At 39.7% G+C, this 18,761-nt stretch carries 12 protein-coding genes and 1 tRNA gene; 4 read left to right on the forward strand and 9 right to left on the reverse strand.

Annotated elements, in window-relative coordinates:
- Nucleotides 1-108: 108 nt before the first annotated feature.
- A tRNA-Ser gene (locus E6C50_RS04435) sits at nucleotides 109-193 on the reverse strand.
- Nucleotides 194-433: 240 nt separating this feature from the next.
- On the opposite strand from E6C50_RS04435, the gene E6C50_RS04440 reads away from it, so the two are divergent.
- Together E6C50_RS04440 and E6C50_RS04445 are read left to right on the forward strand one after the other, a co-directional pair.
- Nucleotides 434-1,249 (forward strand): helix-turn-helix domain-containing protein, encoded by an 816-nt coding sequence (locus tag E6C50_RS04440; protein WP_136401979.1) that lies wholly within the window; start codon nucleotides 434-436, stop codon nucleotides 1,247-1,249.
- A 71-nt stretch (nucleotides 1,250-1,320) separates the two neighbouring features.
- Nucleotides 1,321-1,791, forward strand: a complete 471-nt coding sequence (locus E6C50_RS04445; RefSeq protein WP_136401980.1) for a DUF6265 family protein — start codon at nucleotides 1,321-1,323, stop codon at nucleotides 1,789-1,791.
- A 49-nt stretch (nucleotides 1,792-1,840) separates the two neighbouring features.
- Here the strand turns inward: E6C50_RS04445 and E6C50_RS04450 are convergent, their stop codons facing one another.
- The 7 genes from E6C50_RS04450 to E6C50_RS04480 all read right to left on the reverse strand — a co-directional run bounded on the left by E6C50_RS04450 (nucleotide 1,841) and on the right by E6C50_RS04480 (nucleotide 11,496).
- Complete coding sequence (locus E6C50_RS04450) at nucleotides 1,841-3,031, reverse strand: aminotransferase class V-fold PLP-dependent enzyme (RefSeq protein WP_136401981.1); 1,191 nt, start codon at nucleotides 3,029-3,031, stop codon at nucleotides 1,841-1,843.
- Nucleotides 3,032-3,063: 32 nt separating this feature from the next.
- Nucleotides 3,064-4,320, reverse strand: a complete 1,257-nt coding sequence (locus E6C50_RS04455; RefSeq protein WP_136401982.1) for a PKD domain-containing protein — start codon at nucleotides 4,318-4,320, stop codon at nucleotides 3,064-3,066.
- Nucleotides 4,321-4,535: 215 nt separating this feature from the next.
- Nucleotides 4,536-5,975 carry a TolC family protein gene (locus E6C50_RS04460; RefSeq protein WP_136401983.1) on the reverse strand — a complete coding sequence of 480 codons (1,440 nt, stop codon included), beginning with the start codon at nucleotides 5,973-5,975 and terminating at the stop codon, nucleotides 4,536-4,538.
- On the reverse strand, nucleotides 5,968-9,165 hold the full coding sequence (locus E6C50_RS04465; RefSeq protein WP_136401984.1) for an efflux RND transporter permease subunit: 3,198 nt from the start codon (nucleotides 9,163-9,165) through the stop codon (nucleotides 5,968-5,970). The genes E6C50_RS04460 and E6C50_RS04465 overlap by 8 nt, the downstream gene beginning before the upstream one ends.
- Before the next feature lie 23 nt (nucleotides 9,166-9,188).
- Nucleotides 9,189-10,274 carry an efflux RND transporter periplasmic adaptor subunit gene (locus E6C50_RS04470; protein WP_136401985.1) on the reverse strand — a complete coding sequence of 362 codons (1,086 nt, stop codon included), beginning with the start codon at nucleotides 10,272-10,274 and terminating at the stop codon, nucleotides 9,189-9,191.
- 155 nt (nucleotides 10,275-10,429) lie between these two features.
- Nucleotides 10,430-10,846 carry a hypothetical protein gene (locus E6C50_RS04475; RefSeq protein ID WP_136401986.1) on the reverse strand — a complete coding sequence of 139 codons (417 nt, stop codon included), beginning with the start codon at nucleotides 10,844-10,846 and terminating at the stop codon, nucleotides 10,430-10,432.
- A 305-nt stretch (nucleotides 10,847-11,151) separates the two neighbouring features.
- Entirely contained in the window at nucleotides 11,152-11,496 is a 345-nt protein-coding gene (locus E6C50_RS04480) for a helix-turn-helix domain-containing protein (protein WP_136401987.1), read from the reverse strand.
- 640 nt (nucleotides 11,497-12,136) lie between these two features.
- Here E6C50_RS04480 and E6C50_RS18065 point away from each other — a divergent pair.
- Nucleotides 12,137-12,442, forward strand: coding sequence for a linear amide C-N hydrolase (locus E6C50_RS18065; protein WP_394346668.1), 306 nt, complete (start codon nucleotides 12,137-12,139; stop codon nucleotides 12,440-12,442).
- Between the two features lie 196 nt (nucleotides 12,443-12,638).
- Here E6C50_RS18065 and E6C50_RS04490 read toward each other — a convergent pair whose 3' ends face one another.
- Complete coding sequence (locus E6C50_RS04490; protein WP_136401988.1) at nucleotides 12,639-13,811, reverse strand: alpha/beta hydrolase-fold protein; 1,173 nt, start codon at nucleotides 13,809-13,811, stop codon at nucleotides 12,639-12,641.
- A 409-nt stretch (nucleotides 13,812-14,220) separates the two neighbouring features.
- Here E6C50_RS04490 and E6C50_RS04495 point away from each other — a divergent pair, with 409 nt between their 5' ends.
- On the forward strand, nucleotides 14,221-18,636 hold the full coding sequence (locus E6C50_RS04495) for a lamin tail domain-containing protein (RefSeq protein WP_136401989.1): 4,416 nt from the start codon (nucleotides 14,221-14,223) through the stop codon (nucleotides 18,634-18,636).
- Nucleotides 18,637-18,761: the final 125 nt, after the last annotated feature.

Consider the following 18,761-nt stretch of genomic DNA (forward strand, 5'->3'; position numbering starts at 1 on the left):
TAATTAGCATATAGAGTTTAAATCTTAGATAAAATGTAGAGAATTGTCAACTATATTGTCAACTAAAAAAGAAAAGCCCCGACTAACGGGGCTTTTTAATTGCTTTTGCGGAGAAAGAGGGATTCGAACCCCCGGACCTGTTACAGTCAACAGTTTTCAAGACTGCCGCAATCGACCACTCTGCCATTTCTCCAGTATGTTACAACCATTTCCTGATTGCGGTTGCAAATATAACAAGCTTTTTCGTATCTGCAAATCTTTATGACTAAAAAATAGTAAACTTTTTACAGCAATAGCTTAATTCACTCAAAATCAAAACACAATTAGTAAAAATAAACATATCATCAGTTCTACAAATTCGTTACTATACTATCTTTGAGAATCGAAACGAAAAATATTTGCCCATTCCTGAGTTTATTTTAACAGCAACACTATGTATTATAAAACATTTGATCCGAATCCGGAATTAGGCGAACTGATAAAGTGTTATTGGATGCTGGAAAGCCCCGCGAAACCCAACCCGGAACGACAAACAATTGTTCCCGACGGTTGTATGGAAATGATTTTCCATTATGGCGATCTCTACCGACAATACCTGGCTGACGGGAATAATATTCTACAACCCAGATGTTTTGTGATTGGACAACTCACCCATCCGTTGGAAATTGAACCCACCGGAGCAACTGGGATTTTTTCCGTTCGTTTTCATCCCGATGGGTTTCTTCCCTTTGCCAATATTCCAATTCGGGAAATGGAAAATACCGCCGTTTCACTCGAGCAATTATTTGGTAAAGACGGACTCGAAATAGAACAAAAAATACTAAATGCTCCATCGACAGCAGAACGCATTCAACATATCGAAAACTTTTTACGGAACCAATTAACCAATACCCGAACGATCGACCGAATCATCAAAACGACCGTTGAAACAATTTTAACGGCTAACGGTCAGCTAACCATTAAAGCCGTTTCCCGACAAACCAATATCAGCCGCCGGCAATTGGAACGCAAATTTGCCACCGCTATCGGATTAAGTCCTAAACAACTTTCTAAAAGCGTACGACTCCAAGCGACACTTAAAATGTTGCTCAGCAAACAATTTACCAGTCTTACCGCTCTAGCCCACGAAAATGAATATTATGATCAAGCGCATTTTAATAAAGATTTTAAAGAGCTAACCGGACTTACACCAAAAGAATTTTATGGTGATCAACTAAAAATGTCCGCTCTTTTTTACGGAACAGAATAGTAGTGTCGCATTTTTACAATTTTATACGTAATGCATATTGCAACTTTGCAGGACAACAAAACCATTAGATTATGAAAACAAAATTGCCATTACTGTTTACCAGTCTTATGTTCTTAGGAGCCTGGACACAGGAATCAACCGACATCAAAAAAGCCGATTGGATTATTGGCACCTGGGAAAACAAAACATCAAAAGGAAGCCTCTTCGAAACCTGGCGCAAAATTAACGATCATGAATACCGTGGTAAAAGTTATATCCTACAAGGAAAGGATACGGTCGTTTTTGAAACGATTCAACTCGTACAGGAAGGGCCTAATCTGTTCTATATTCCGACGGTTAAAGATCAGAACAACAACCAACCGGTGCATTTTATTGCTAAAATAAGTTCCGAAAATCAATTAATATTTGAAAACCGACAACACGATTTTCCACAGGTGATCACCTATACCAAAACAGGCACAAATACGCTAACCGCCGAAATTTCCGGTAGCAAAAACGGACAGGAACGGAAACAATCTTTTCCGATGAAGCGGATAAAATAAAAAGCGTTCTAATAGAACGCTTTTTTTATCATTTTTTCAGAAATTCAAATTATAAATCGTTGATATGATTTAAAAGTCGGTCTATTTCGTCGATCGTGTTAAAATAATGTGGTGAAATTCGTACCACACCTTTTATTCCTTTTTTATCAAAATCAATAACGCCCGATTCACGAGCACTGATGCTACAATACACATCTCTTTTTAGCAATTCTTCTTTTAATGCCAAAATTGGTTTTTCCTCTTTTGTAAAAGTCAGAATATTACAGGTCACAGAACCTTGATCAAAAGTCGCTACATTCGGTATTGTAGCTATATTTTTCCGAAGGTATGTCATCAACTGATCATTATAAGATTGAATGTTTTCTATTCCGAGGCTTTTCTGATAGCGGATTGCCTCTTTTAAACCCAGTAATAAGGCATACGGAAGTTCCCAATACTGAAAACGTTTTCCCTGTTCGATCAGTTCGAATGTATCTTCCGATCGCCAGATAGCTCCGGCGCCGTCAATAAAAAGCGGGTAACTTCCCTGCTCCAACATTCGATCTGAAATATACAGAAACCCCGTTCCTCGTGGTCCTCGTAAAAATTTCCGTCCGGTGACACTCATAAAATCACATTTTATTTTGGCTACCGAAACCGGTAATTGTCCCACCGACTGACAAGCATCCAATAAAAATAGTAGTCCTTCGCGTTCGCAGATTTCACTCACTTTTTCGACATCTTGAACAAGACCTGAATTGGTCGGTATATGCGTCACACAAACCAGTTTCGGCCTTTTTAGAGCGATAAGACGTTCAAAATCTTCAAAATCGATATCGCCGTTTTCAGTATTTCGTACCTTTTGAATCACAATCCCAAATCGTTTTTGCAGTGACAAAAACTGCATTTGATTGGTCACATAATCATCGGCTGTAGTCAGAATCACATCGTCTTTTTGAAAATCAATCGCCGATAACGCTTTAGCATAGGCATCGGTCGCACTATGTGCAAAAGCGATATTATGGGGTGTGGCTTCGATTAATTCGGCTACTTCGTTATAAAACTGTTGGATTTCGGCACTATTCCGATCGAAAGCTGCATAACCACCATACTTTTCTTCTTCAATAAGATATTCCTGTATTTTCGCCATAACCGGTTTGGGCATCAACGAAGCACCGGCGTTATTAAAATATAATTTATCGAGACAATTGGGTGTGTCTTTTCGAATCTGATCCAGATTTAAGTTGGTATTATAAAGCATTACTATAGTCTATAACCCTTTTAACAAAGGCATTATTTTTTAAGAAATTTATAAAACTGTTTTTCGGTTTCCTTTTGAATCTGAACAAAATACGTACCGGAAGCCAGTTGCTCCGTGTCTATTTGTACTGTTTCCTCGGTTTTAGCAATAGCAACGCGCATTTGTTTTCCTAAAACGTCAAACACCGTAATTTGATCAAAATCTACTGGCGTAATATAAATCCGATCGGTAGCCGGATTCGGATACATCCGGATCTTTTTTTTAGTAAAATCGTTGTTGGATAATGCGGTAATGGTAACCGTTTGTGTTTTGATTGCATTCGTATTACAGGCATTGGTTGTCAGGCTAACGGTGTACGTCCCATTGACCTGATAGGTATGCTGTGGGTTTTGTATAGTGGCTGTTGCTCCGTCGCCAAAATTCCAAAAATAGGTTGTCGCGGTTGGATTTAATGATTCAAATTTATACGTTCGGTTTTGAAGATCCTCCCATTTGAAATCAGATGGATTATCATGTACTCCGACAAACCAGGTTTCAGGATGATCAAACACAATATTTTTTACAATTCCTTTGATCATATTAGCATCGTGTTGTGACAAATCACCGATAAATGGTGTTAATGTGGGATCCTTTTTAAAAAAAATGGTATAAAATGTAAACGCGGCAGCCATGGAACCGATATAGGATGGATGCGAATTATCTTCTACATACAACTCCATACCCGGATCTTGTTCACGGATAGCGCGCCAGACTTTTGCTACCGGTGAAACCAGACTTTTATTATCGGCAGCCATTTGCATATACGAGGTATACAGGGCATTGTCCATTCCTTCATAGGTACACAACTGTGGGAGTCCGTTATTACAGTTTTGCTCATCGCCATACTTACGTCCCCAGGTCATATAAAAAACCGCAGAACCACACGGATTGGCTGTTTTAAACGCATCGACCAATTGCCGGGCATACGGATATACCATAGTGGCCACCTGTTGCTGTGGAAACGACGGCAACTGACTCTGTTCCTGTAAAACCACATGATCCCAGTTCCCTTCGGCGATTTTATCCAACACCGTTGGATTGGCAGCATGCTGTTGAAAACGCGAACCACCGGGCGTATGACTATCATATTCTAAATGATCATTTGTAGATAGTGCTATTTTTTGGATTAACTCCGGCAGGTTGTTATAATACGTATAACTATTCCCTACAAAATATACCCTTTTGGTTGTCTGCGCATAACTCCAGGTTATCCACAACAAACACACGATAAGCAAGCTTTTAAATTTCATGGTTTTACCGAATTATATTTATTTTAAATAATACAAACAATTTTTAAATAATATATACGAATATACTTAAGTATTCTAATATTTTTAATAAATAATTACTTTTAGCACTAAAAAACAATAATTCCTATAATTAAAAAGCCTCCGGGATCGTCCCGGAGGCTTTAACCTCACTAACTATCAACAAAATTTAATAATCGCCCATACAGGCGGAATATTTAATTCCATCCACCTCCTAATGCGCGGTATATGTTTACCATTGCATTCATTTGCTTCATCTTCGTTTCGATCAGGTCAAACTTGGATTCCAGAGCGTCACGTTGGGTCATTAAGACCTCCATATAATCGGCTCTTGCCGAACTGAAAAGATCATTCGAAATTTCAATCGACTGGTTTAAGGCTTCTACCTGTTTGGATTTCAGGTCGAAGGTTTTTTCCGTATTGCTGATCTTAGCCAATTGGTTGGCCACTTCGATGTAAGCATTTAAAAGCGTACGTTCGTAATTATACACCGCCTGAATTTGTTTGGCATTGGCTGTATAATACGCCGCTTTTATAGCATTCCTGTTAATTAACGGCGCGGCAAGATCGCCGGCCAACGAATACAACAGGGATTCCGGTTTGATTAAATAACTTGGATTAAACGCCTGGTAACCGATCCCGGCCGAAATCCCCAAAGACGGATAAAACCGGGCTTTGGCCACTTTAATATCTAATTTGGCTGCAACAAGATCCAATTCGGCTTGTTTTACATCCGGGCGGTTTTCCAATAATTGCGACGGAATTCCGGTATGAATCATATTGGGTACCAAACCGCTAAACGTAGCCGTACTTCTTTCTACCGGTTGCGGAAAACGGCCTACCAAAAAGTTGATTTTGTTTTCCGTTTCCGTGATACGTTGTTGAATATCGAATTGCAGACTTTTGGTATTTAATACCTGTGCTTCGAATCGGCGCACAGCCAGTTCGTTTACGCGGGCTGCCTGTTTTTGTAATTTTACAATTTCCAGTGCATTTCCCTGGATTTCGATATTTTGTTTTACAATAGCCAACTGATTGTCCAAAGCCAATAATTCGTAATAGGAATTGGCAATTTCGGCAATCAGGTTGGTCACCGTAAAGTTTTTACCTTCCACCGATGCCAGGTATTTGCTTACGGCTGCTTTTTTAGCATTATGCAATTTATTCCAGATATCCAGTTCCCATGTAGCATAGGCTCCGATGGAATAATCCTGTAACGGTTCCGGCATTTCTTTTCCGGGTTTGATCTCGGTATTGGCTTCCATCGCACCGATGTTTGTAAAACGGGCTACTTTATCGAAACCGGCCGAACCTTTTAATCCGATAAACGGCAGGTATTCGCCTTTTCGCGCCCGGATTTCGTTACGGCTAATTTCAATCTCCTGCATTGTGATATTCAACTCCTGATTCTTTACCAATGCCGTATCGATAAGCGCTACCAGGTATTTATCGGTAAAATACTCCTTCCATTTCATTTTTCCAGTATTCACCGAATCCTGTACTGCTGTTGTGTTATAGGCAGCCGGAACGTTTTTATTTTCCGATCTACCCAACGTTGCAGGGGCTTTACACCCCGCAACCGTTAGTAGTAAACTGCTTACTCCTATACCTATATATGCATTTAATCGCTTACTCATTTTCTTGTTCTTCTTTTGTAAAATTATCTATCTGATGTACAAATTCGTGTGATAAAGAACTATCCTCTTCATCGCGTATTAATTTTCTTCCCGCTGCCAATGAGCCGAAAATATAATACAATCCCGGTACGATAATTACCCCGAAAACGGTTCCGAAGAGCATTCCTCCAAGTGCCGCAGAACCCAGTGTTCGGTTACCGATAGCTCCGGCTCCACTGGCAAGCATCAACGGAATTAATCCGGCGATAAACGCAAAGGAAGTCATCAGGATCGGTCGGAAACGCACTTTGGCACCTTCAATCGCCGCTTCGAGTATCGTGGCACCTTCATGGTGCTTTTGGACGGCAAATTCGACGATTAGTACGGCGTTCTTACCGAGTAGTCCGACAAGCATGATCAATCCGATTTGTGCATAGATATCATTTTGAAGTCCCATCATTTTCAGTAATAAAAACGAACCGAAAACCCCAACCGGAAGCGAGAAAACAACCGCCAACGGAACGATAAAGCTTTCATATTGTGCTGCTAAAACAAAATAAACGAACGACAATACGATTAAAAAGATATAAATAGATTCATTTCCTTTACCGGCTTCGTCATACGAAAGTCCTTCCCAGGCAATATCATATCCTTTTGGTAATGATTTTTTAGCCACTTCCCGAACCGCCTGAATCGCTTCGGCTGTGGTATATCCTTTAGCAGGAAGTCCCTGAATCGCAGCCGAGTTGTACATGTTGTAACGGGTAATCTCGTTAGGTCCCTGCGTTTTCTTTAATCGCATAAAGGCTGAATACGGTACCATTTCGCCATGATCATTTTTGATATACAGATTTAAAATATCCGATGGAAGCCTTCTGAATTTAGGATCCGATTGTACATACACTTTAAAGAAACGCTCGAATTTAATGAATCCCTGTTCGTAGGTACTACCAATAAGGATGTCCAGATTCTCCATTGCTTTTCCGATAGATACTCCTTTTTGCATGGCCAGTTGATTGTCTATCTCCAGTTCATATTGTGGATAGTTGGCCGCGAAGAACGTGAACAAACCGGTTAACTCTTTACGTTTACCCAGATCTTCCATAAACTTTTTGTTTATCTTATCGAAGTCTTTGTAATCGACCGTAGTACTCTTATCCAAAAGACGCATTGAGAAACCTCCTGATGAACCAAATCCTGGAATGGCCGGCGGTTCGAAAAACTCAATTTTCGCACCAAGTCCTTTGGTTTTCTCTTCTAACTCTTCCATGATTTCTGTAACCGTATGCTTTCTATCCGACCATTCTTTTAGGTTGATCAAACATGTACCGGCATTGGATCCCCTACCTTCCGTCATGATCTCATAACCTGCCAGTGAGGACACTGATTCTACACCATCCACGTGCTCACAAATTTTTTGTAAGCGTTGCGAAACCTGGTTAGTCGTTTCCAATGTCGATCCCGGAGGTGTCTGAATAATCGCATAAATTGTTCCCTGATCTTCACTTGGAATAAATCCGGACGGAAGAATCTTATTCACAAAGAAAGTACCGGCACAGAAGGCTATCAATACTCCGAATGTTAGCCATCTTCTACTTACAATTGATTTCAGTAGGCTTACATATTTACCGGTCATTTTATCAAAAACACGGTTAAAACTGTCCAAACTTTTGGTCAGTAAATTCTTTTTAGTCTCTTTTCCATGGTTATTTTTCAATAACATCGCACACAATACCGGTGTCAGCGTAAGTGCAATCAGGGCCGAAATTACAATCGAACTCGCCATCGTAATGGAGAACTGGCGGTAGAACGTTCCAACAGGTCCGGACATAAAGGATATCGGTACAAATACAGACACCATTACCGCTGTAATTGCGATAATTGCACCACTAATTTCACCCAATACTAATTTCACCGCCTGATATGGCGTTATGTGTGGGAATTCTTCAAATTTGGCATGAACTGCCTCGACGACGACGATCGCATCATCGACCACAATACCAATGGCCAGTACAAGAGCAAAAAGGGTTACCAGGTTGATCGAGATTCCAAAAAACTGAATAACAAAGAAGGCACCAATTAAGGAAACCGGAACCGCTAATATCGGAATCAGCGTGGAACGCCAGTCACCGAGGAAGATAAATACTACCAGTGCCACTAATATAAAGGCATCACGCAAGGTATCGACAACCTGTTCCATTGAAGCATCCAGGAATTTCGATACGTCATAACTGATTTTATAGTCCAATCCCGGCGGGAAGGTTTCTTTCATTTCCTCCAGCTTGGCTTTTACCTGTTTGATTACATCGTTGGCATTACTACCGTAATTTTGTTTTAATACAATTGAAGCCGAAGGATGTCCATCTAAATTGGAATAGATATCGAAGAATTCACTCCCCAGTTCCGCCCGTCCGATATCTTTTAATCGGATACTTTCCCCATCTGCATTGGCCCGGATAATTACATTTTCATATTCTGATGGTTCACTATAACGTCCTTTATACGTTAAAACGTATTCCAGAGATTGTGCCTGAATACCGGAACTTTGCCCGATACGTCCCGGACGTCCCACGATACTCTGTTCGCCCAGCGCTTTCATTACTTCATCTACTGAAACATTATACGCTCGCATACGATCCGGATTTAACCAAATACGCATCGCATAGGTTCTACTTCCTAATATCTGAGATCGGGCAACCCCTTTAATACGGTTAATCTCAGGAAGCATTTTTACGTTGGCATAATTGTACAGGAATTTTTCATCCATGTTTTTGCCTTTCGCATACAGGTTGATATACATCAACATACTGGGCTGGATCGGTGTTATCACCACCCCTTCCCGTTGTACCAGTTCGGGTAGTAACGGCATTACCTGATCCACCCTTGTTTTGACCCTTACCACTGCCTGATTCGGATCGGTACCGGGTTCGAAGATGATTCTTAAAGTCGCTTCACCGGCACTGGTTGCATCGGTTGCCATATAACGCATATCCTGAACTCCATTGATGGCATTTTCTAATGTGATCAACGTTGATTTCACCAATACATCGGCGCTGGATCCCGGATAAGCGATAAAAATATTTACTGTTGTTGGCGCAATATCTGGAAATTGCGATGTGGGCAACTGTTTAATTGCCAGGGAGCCCATAAAGACAATCATAATCGAAATTACAATCGCAAATACAGGTCTATGTATAAATTTACTAAACATGTTTTCTCTTTTTAGTTATTCGATTATTCTGCATATAGCTCTAAATGCGACATAACATATTCGGGCTTCTCAAATTTGTAATTGATTTTTTCATTCTCTTTTACAAGACGAATTCCTTCGATAAGCACCTTATCAGTAAGTGCCAGGCCACTTTTAATCACGAAAATATGTGGTAATTCTGCTGCGATTTGAATTTCTCTTGATCGCAATACATTGTCTTTATCAACTACATATACATACTTTTTGTCCAGGACTTCAAAAGTTGCTTTTTGAGGAATCAGGATGGCATTTTTAAGAGGAATTCCCATTTTGATATTCCCCGTTTCCCCGTGGCGTAACAATCCTTTCGGGTTCGGGAATGTTGCTCTGAAGGCAATATTTCCGGTTTCATTATTAAACTCTCCTTCAATCGTTTCTACCACACCTGAATGATCAAACATTTTATTGTTTGCCATTAACAGGCCTACTTTCGGAGCACTATCACTTTTCACCTTGGCTTTATAATCCAGATACTCAGCCTCCGGTACATTATAATATACCCACATTTTACTGTTATCCGAAAGATTGGTTAACAGATCACCTTCCTCTACAAGGCTTCCCTGTCTTACATGAAAACGGTCGATGATCCCGTCGAACGGAGCGCGGATTTCGGTAAATCCAAGGTGTACTTGTGTTAGCGCTAATTCGGCTTTTGCCTTATCCAATTTCGCTTTCGCCATAGCCAATTCATTTGGCGCAACTACATTTTTATCGGCAAGTCGTTTGGTATTTTTATATTCAATTTCGGCAAAACTCGCTTCAGCAGCTGCTTTTTGTGTTTCTGCCTGGTATAATTTTGGCATGATCTGGAATAACAATTGTCCTTTTTTAACAAATTGTCCTTCATCTACAAAAATTTTCTCCAGATATCCACGTTCCTGAGCTCTAAGCTCAATATGTTGAATGGAGTGAATCTGGGACACATAATCCTTTGTAATCATTGTATCCTTTTGAACAGGATTGGTTACCAGATATTTCACCTGATCTTCTTTTTCGTTTTCTTTTTTTGACGTACAGCCAATGGAACACAACAAGGTACATAACCCTGTGAGCATTAGGATTTTCTTCATAATGGTTTTGCTTTTAAGCAGTATAAAATTTTATTGATTTTTTAGTGTACGGGCATAGATATCCTTACTCCGAAACGGGCAAAAAACCCAGGAGCGCAGTGCCGCAAAACAAATGTTAGTGGAGATAGCGTTTTAACGCCAATGGTGGTTTGGAATCAAATCCTGATAACGCGGAAGATGATAAATTTTTTGCAGGAAGGCAAAAACAAAAAAGGCTTACAAAGTTGTAAGCGCTTTTTTATAGTGTAGTAATCCCTAGCGGGTACTTGTGTGTATAATACGGTAGTAAAATAATTATTTAACTCCAACCATTTTTTAGAAGACGTCAGTTCATTTTCTTCGGTCTCATTATCGGTAGGATATGTTTTGTCATTTAATTTTTCTACATGGCATGAAGTATAATTTGTGATATCACTCAGTGCACTGTATACACCAGCGTTCTGAAATTTTTCAGAATTTCCACTTGTTTCATAGCCCAAAAACTGCTGATGTGCCGTACGGGCAAAAAGCCCGACAGATCCGCTCAGCAGCACAAAACAAAGTGCTATAAAAAGTCTAATTCTTAACTTCATAATAATGGATTCAAAATTATATAAAGTTGTGTATACAGACCTTTTATAAAATGTTAAATTTTCAATAAAATAATACGCGTCAATCCAGGCTGTTTTTCCGGTTATGAATCGGTTACAGGCATTTTCAAAACTTTCAAAAGCGAGAAAACAATTCTTTTAAAAACACATCCCCAAAGCAAGAACCAGAACACAAACAATTATATTTCAAAGCTTTAACAATTAACCCGATAACTTTCCTACATTTTCATTCTCGAAAACAGTAACCCAATACAATGTCGGTCATCGTATCCATACGTTCTATTTTATTATTTGTGCGTATTTTTCACTACATAATTTTTTCGAAACTCGTCCAATTTTTTAGGACTTCTGTTAATTAATCGTTCGTTTAAAGCGACTTCTATGTCTGACATACGATAAAGGCATTTTCCTCTTAATTTTGTATACGGCAATAATTCGTCCTTACGCAAACGCTGTAATGTTTTGGTACTAATATGGAATAATTGACATACATCATAATTGTCCATCCATATTTCCTCCTGCTCTTTTGACGGTTTAGGTTTTGCGTCGTCTGATTTAATGTATTCTTCAATTTTTGCAATTTTTGCTAATAGCATCTGATATGCTTTGCTTTCTAAAGTAACTAACTCCATAATTTCTGTTTTTTTCAATAAACAATAAAAGTTTCGTCTCCGTTAACGTTTTCTAAAAGTATCCCGATTTTTTATTTTTATAATCTATTTGGCTCTTTCTTAGTATGTTTTGACCTATAATTCCTTTTTTTAAAACTCGATTTATTTTCTGTTTTCCAAAAGATAGGGTCGTCAAATCGTTATAAACAACGCTGCTTAGGTGCTTTTATTCAAATATTTCCCTACTATTGATTACCAAACTATAAATCATTAAATTGATTTCCATTTCGTATAGTAACCTCAAAATCTGATGATATGATTAACTTTATCCAAACTGCATTCCGGTTTTTTAATAATACCCGATGTTTTTTTGTTTTTTTGTTTTTTTTCTCCTAATTTTCCTCACACCAGAAACTACAAAAACCTGTAAACGTTTGGTTTACAAAGGCTCTAACTATACGATCATCACCGCACGATCCATGGATTGGAAGGACGAAATACCAGCGAACCTTTGGCTTTTTTCTGGAGGAATGGAACGCAACGGAGAAGCAGGAAAAAACTGTTTGCTTTGAAAATCCAAATATGGTAGTTTGATCACAAGTGCTTATGATATTTCCACAACCGATGGTATGACTGAGAAAGGTCTTGTTCCGAATGTTTTATGGTTGGTCGAATCAAATATCCGTCTTATGATTTGAATGGAACACAAAAAGGACTGGTTATTTCGACATGGGCACAATATGTTCTGGACAATTTTGCGACTATTAGTGAAGCTGTATCGGATTTAAGCAAAGAACGATTTGTCGTGGCTTCTGATTTTATTCCGGGTACCGATAAATTTACGACACTCCATTTATCGATTTTCGATATTTATGGTGGTAATGCCATTTTTGAATATATTAATGGTAAACTGGTTATTCATCACGATCCTACTTATACCGTAATGACCAACTCACCTATTTTTTGAAAAACAGCTGGCTTTACATAATTACTGGAAAAACATTCCGGGTAACATCATGCTTCCGGGTACCAATCGTGCAGCTGATCGTTTTACCCGAGCCAAATATTACCTGAGTAGATTCCTCAAACAGATGATACCCGAATTGCTGTAGGAAGTGTTTTTAGTTTAATCCTGTATCGTTATTTTAGGACTAGTCATGAATCTATCGGTTAATTAACAGCTTTTTATGTACTTTAAAGCGTTTTTCAATTCCGGTTACCTCAACCCAATACATTCCTCCATTGGGTAAATCTCTTACCGTTATCGTTCCGTTACCAGATATTAATTTACATTTTTCATGGATAATTTCTCTCCCGATTCCGTCATACACAATAACAGTACAAGCTTCGTTTTCATATTGCTGATGTCCACTCAAACGAATATTGATCTGATTTCCTGTGAGCGGATTTGGATAAACCGCTAATTCTGTTTGCAAAGCTTCCCACGACGGATTCGCAAGTGTACTCGTTTTTTTGAAAAATTTCCAGATTTCATCGGTATAGGAAATATCGCTATTATCTTCATCGTTTAGCCATCTGTGAAAACCGCCATTTATTTTAAACAATTCGATTATAGCGTTATTAAAATCGCTGGTATACCGATAATGATCTACAGTAAAACCATCATTAATCCGATCCGGTAAAAAATGATGTTCCGCCTCCGGCTTACTTTTATTATTTTTTTTCCAGAACGCTAACATCATACTCACATTACTCCCATATGCATTATTCATATACGCCACCACACTATCTCCTGTACCGTGAAAATGAGCAATTGAAACGGGTCGAACCGAAATTGTTTCCAGCATAGGTAGCAAACTTTCACCTATGGTTCCGGCCACAGAAGCAAAAGCAGTTATTTTATCATTTAATTCCAAAGCCAACCTATGCACCATAAAACCGCCCATCGAAAATCCAAAAGCAAATACCTTATCCGGAACAATTGCATATTGTTCGGAAATCATAACAATCAGCGTTCTAATGAAGTCCACATCATCAATGCTTTCATTAAATTGTTTTCCGGGGCCTATCCCTGCACCGGAATTCCACGCCGTATACCCCAGAATTGTATCGTGCAATGCCTGTGGGCAAACGACAATGATTTGCTCCTGATTGGCCAAACGTTCTATATTTATGGTTTTACTAAATGCCTCCGCGGTGTCACTCATTCCATGTAATGCCATAATTAAAGAAGTCGATTGGGAAGGTTGAAAATTTTCCGGTATGTAGAGCCGGTATTCCCGTTCGAGAGTATTATGCGAGATTGTCCTATTAAACCATTGTGCCATTGCTGGACAGGTTAGCATTATCAAAAGTCCAAAAATTACTTTTTTCATTAATTCTATTTTTTATTAAAAACTTTCTTTTGTAATCATAAAATAGAAAGTATTATAATGCTCCCAAAAGTGATGCACTCTTTTTCAAGAAAAATGACTTGTTTGAACAACTTCTCTCATAAAATCCAACCCAATTGAACATATTCGATTTTACCCCATTCAACTGCTTAACAATTACATCACGTATAGCATAGTTATCAAAAAACACAAATAATTCGCATTACGCCTGTACTTAAACCTAAAAATCTGTCATTTCATTTAACAAATAATTTAAACCGGTAACATTCTGTTTAATAAAGAATAACCTACAGCTTACTATAACACAATCTTAGAAACGGTAATTTTTAACACCTAGCCGTTATGTTTGTATTGTATTGATAATCAATAGTACAACCAAATCTTTTAATTTATGAAAACACATTTACACAAGACAATCGGCAATGCCGGTCTTCTGTTCACGGCCTTACTGGCCTCGACTGTGATGTGGGGTCAGGTAACCTTACCGGGTACCTCTCCTTACTCCGAAAATTTTAACACCACACCAGGTGCAACGGGAACTACGTATCCTACGGGATGGACATCGTATAACGGTACGGCTGTGGACAATGCCATGACAGTGGGTAATGCTACTTCTAGTGGAGGTGCAAACTACAACTATGGGTCAAAAATCGGGATCCTTGGTTCTGGAAGTGCATTTGTACCGGGATCAATTGTATTGCGACTAACCAATACAACAGGTAAATCAAACTTAAAAATTTCGTATGATATAATCAAAATCAGAGAGCAAGCCCGTAGCAATTCTTTTGATCTTGAGATCAGTACAACCTCAGCTACCAGCGGGTTTACAGCGGTGAGCGGAGGAGCTTATGCATCCGGTACACTTGCAGAAGGTACCGTAACCAATTATACGAATATTGATCTTTCTGCCATCGACAATAACACCGGAAACGTATGGATCCGTTGGAAATACGATGAAATCAGCGGATCAGGTAGTCGTGACGGTATTGCTTTAGACAATGTAGTGGTATCATGGTCCGATGCTCCAACAGTAACTACTGTAGCTGCTTCAGCAATCACAGCGTCTTCAGCTACACTTAACGGTACGCTTAATGCTAATGGAACAACTTCTACTGCTGCTTTTAACTGGGGTACTTCTTCTGCTTACGGAAACAGCATTGCTGCCAATCCATCATCAGTAAGTGGAACCACTGCTACAGGAATCAGTGCTGTATTAAACACTTTATTACCGAATACACAGTATTTCTTCAGAGCTGTTGGAACAGCTGGAAGTGCTGTTTCTAACGGAGCAGGTGCTAACTTCTATACCGCTGCCAATGTTCCGGGAATTTTAACTGTGAACAATCCTGGAATTTACACTTTGGATATCACGGTAAACGCTACAACGCAAAACAATAATCCTGCCGTTACAACCTATGCCATCCGTGAAATCAACGGAAGCTATGTACAGGCTAACGGTACTTTAGGGGTTAATCCGGTTTGGAGAACTGCTGCTCAATGGGGAACTATTACCGTAACTGGTCTTGCCGACAATACCGCTTATACTTTTAGTGTAAAAGCCAGAAATCAGGCTACTCCGGCAGTAGAAACTAGCTTTAGTGCCGATGTTACTGCCAGTACTTTAGTAAATACTTTACCAACATTAACTGTTGGTACAATCCGTACATTCGGAGAGGTTTGTGTGAACCAGTTCTCAGAAGTACGTAACTTTATCGTAGAAGGAATCAACATGACTACAGCTCCTTTGGAAATAGGTCCTTTAGCCGGATATGAGTTTTCAGAAACCGCAACAGGTCCTTTCGTTGCTACTTTATCTATCGCTCAGGCTGGTGGTACACTTAATCAGACCGTATACATCCGTTTTGCTCCAACAACTACAGGTACTCACAACGGAAACATTGCAATTGTTGGTGGTGGTGCTCCGGCTGTTACCATTGCAGCTTCCGGAACAGGAATCAACACGCAATCGACTATCACTACAATTGAAGCTGGTGCTTTAACAGCTGCTACTGCTAAAGTTACCTCTGAAGTAAGTGCCGAAGGATGTTCGACTGTAACAGAAAGAGGAATTGTTTATAGTACATCGGCTAACCCGGTAATCGGTGGAACCAATGTAATCAAGGTTACAGATGCCGGAACCGGTATCGGAAATTATGTTACCAGCTTATCGGGTTTAATTGGAGGCACAGTGTACTATACAAAAGGATACAGTGTTAATAACGGTGGAACTACCTACGGTCAGGAATTGACTTTCACTACAGCTCCGGTTATTGCTCCTGTTGCTACAGATGCAACTAACGTATCACACAACAGTTTCACAGCCAACTGGGATGCTTCAGAAGGAGCTGCCAGCTACCGTCTTGACGTAAGTGAATCGGCTACTTTTGGTTCTTCAGCTCCGGCTACTGATCTTTTCTTCTCCGAATATGTAGAAGGTACATCAACAAACAAATATGTGGAAATCTATAACGGAACGGGTGCTGCTGTTAACTTATCAGACTACCGTGTACGTTTATATTCAAACGGAAGCTCTAGTGCTTCTGGTTCGGCAAATGACGTACAATTATCCGGTACTTTAGCTAACGGAAGCACTATAGTGTTACGTAACTCGGGAGCTTCTATCTACTCCGGAACAGCTACAGTGGTGGCTTCAGTTAACTTCAACGGCAATGATGCTGTAGCGCTTTACAAAGTTTCAACAAACGCTAACGTAGATATCATCGGAAGAATCGGTCAAGATCCGGGAGCAGCCTGGACAAGCGGTTCAGTAAGCACTCTTGATCAAACTTTAGTTCGTAAAGCTTTTGTAACATCTGGTGTAACGGTAAATCCAACTTCAGGATTCCCTACATTGGCTACAGAATGGGATGCTTTACCATTAAACGATGTATCCAACTTAGGGACACACACTTTTGCGGGTATCGCTCCTTCATTTGTTGCCGGTTATGATAACCTAACCGTAAATGGTACACAACATAACGTAACAGGCTTAACTCCTGAAAAACACTACTACTACCGTGTAAGAGCTGTTGCCGGAAACACAAGTGACAACTCAAACACTATCGAAGTAGTTACGATCGCGAACACACAACCTACATTCACGGTAACCGCATTGACTAACTTCGGTGACGTTTGTAGTAACACTGTAAGTGCTGTACAAAACTTTACTTTATCCGGAATCAACCTTACTACTGATGCTATCGAAGTAGGACCAGCTGCTGGTTTCACTTTTGCAACTGATGCTGCGGGACCATTTACATCGACTCTTTCATTAACACAAGCCGGAGGAACCTATACTCAGGTTATCTATGTACGTTTTGAGCCTACAACTGTAGCCGCTTATAACGAAAACGTAACTATCGCTGGTGCTGGTACAGCAATCATCGTTACAGCTGCCGGTACAGGTGTAAACAAAGTTGCTACTGTCGCTACTACAGCTACTGAGGTATTATCTGCTTATGCTGCAAAAGTAACTGCTGAGGTAACCAACGAAGGATGTTCAACTGTAATCGAAAGAGGTGTTGTTATCAGTACATTACCTTCACCGGAAATCGGAGGAACTGATGTTATAGCCAGAGCTGATGACGGAACCGGAATCGGAACCTATTCTGTAAACATTTCCGATTTATATGGACAAACAGTATACTATACAAGAGCGTATAGCGTAAATGCTGCTGGTGTAAGCTACGGTCAGGAATTAACGTTCACTACTGCTCCGGTACCGGCTCCGGTTGCTACAGCGGCTACAGCAGTTACAGGAACCAGCTTTACAGCCAACTGGGATGAAGTTTTCGGTGCAGAAAGCTACCGTGTAGACGTGAGTGAGTCTGCAACATTTGGTTCTACTGCTCTTGCTACCGACTTATTCTTCTCCGAATATGTGGAAGGAACGTCTACAAACAAATATTTAGAAATCTATAACGGAACCGGTGCTGCTGTTAACTTATCCGACTACCGTGTACGTTTATATTCAAACGGAAGTACCAGTGCTTCAGGTTCTGCAAACGACGTACAATTATCCGGTACTTTAGCTAACGGAAGTACAGTTGTAATCCGTAATTCAGGTGCTTCTCTCTATTCTGGTACGGCTACTGTAGTTGCTTCGGTTAACTTTAACGGTAACGATGCTGTAGCGCTTTACAAAATTTCAACAAACGCTAACGTAGATATCATCGGAAGAATTGGTGAAGATCCGGGAGTAGCCTGGACAAATGGTTCTTTAACTACACTTGACAAAACTTTAGTTCGTAAAGCATCTGTAATTTCGGGAGTAACAGTAAATCCAACTTCTGGATTCCCCACATTGGCTACAGAATGGGATGTATTACCGGTAAATGATGTAACCAACTTAGGTACACATACTTTCTCTGGTTCAATTCCATCATTCTTACCAGGATATGAGAACGTAACTTCTTTTGGAGTTAGCCTACCGGTATCCGGATTAGTACCAAACAAAACGTACTACTACAGAGTAAGAGCTGTAGCTGGTAACACAAGTGGTAATTCAAATATTATCGATGTTACAACTGTTGAAACAGTAGCTAAAGTAGCTCAAAACCTTACTTTAGGTCAACCGGTTAACGCCATCACGATGTACAAACAAAACAATGTGATCAACGTTGTGTCTTCTACAGATGCAATCCAATCCGTAACTATTTTTGACCTATCTGGTAAAGTATTGTTCAATAACGATAACTTTAATGCTCAGGCAATTGCTATCGACAAATTAAACAACAACAATCAGGTGATCATCGTAAGAACGGTAACGGTCAACAACGAAGTGAAAACACAGAAAATGCTTTTCTAATCGCCCTTAATATTATATAAAGAAGGCTGTCTTTCGGGGCAGCCTTTTTGTTATTAGCAAAATCATTAGTATTCCAGAGCTAACTTCGTAAAACTTGCTGTTTTTTCGAGTTTCTGGTATATACG

Origin of the sequence: Flavobacterium supellecticarium, from assembly GCF_004801375.1 — a bacterium.
Lineage (GTDB): Bacteria > Bacteroidota > Bacteroidia > Flavobacteriales > Flavobacteriaceae > Flavobacterium > Flavobacterium supellecticarium.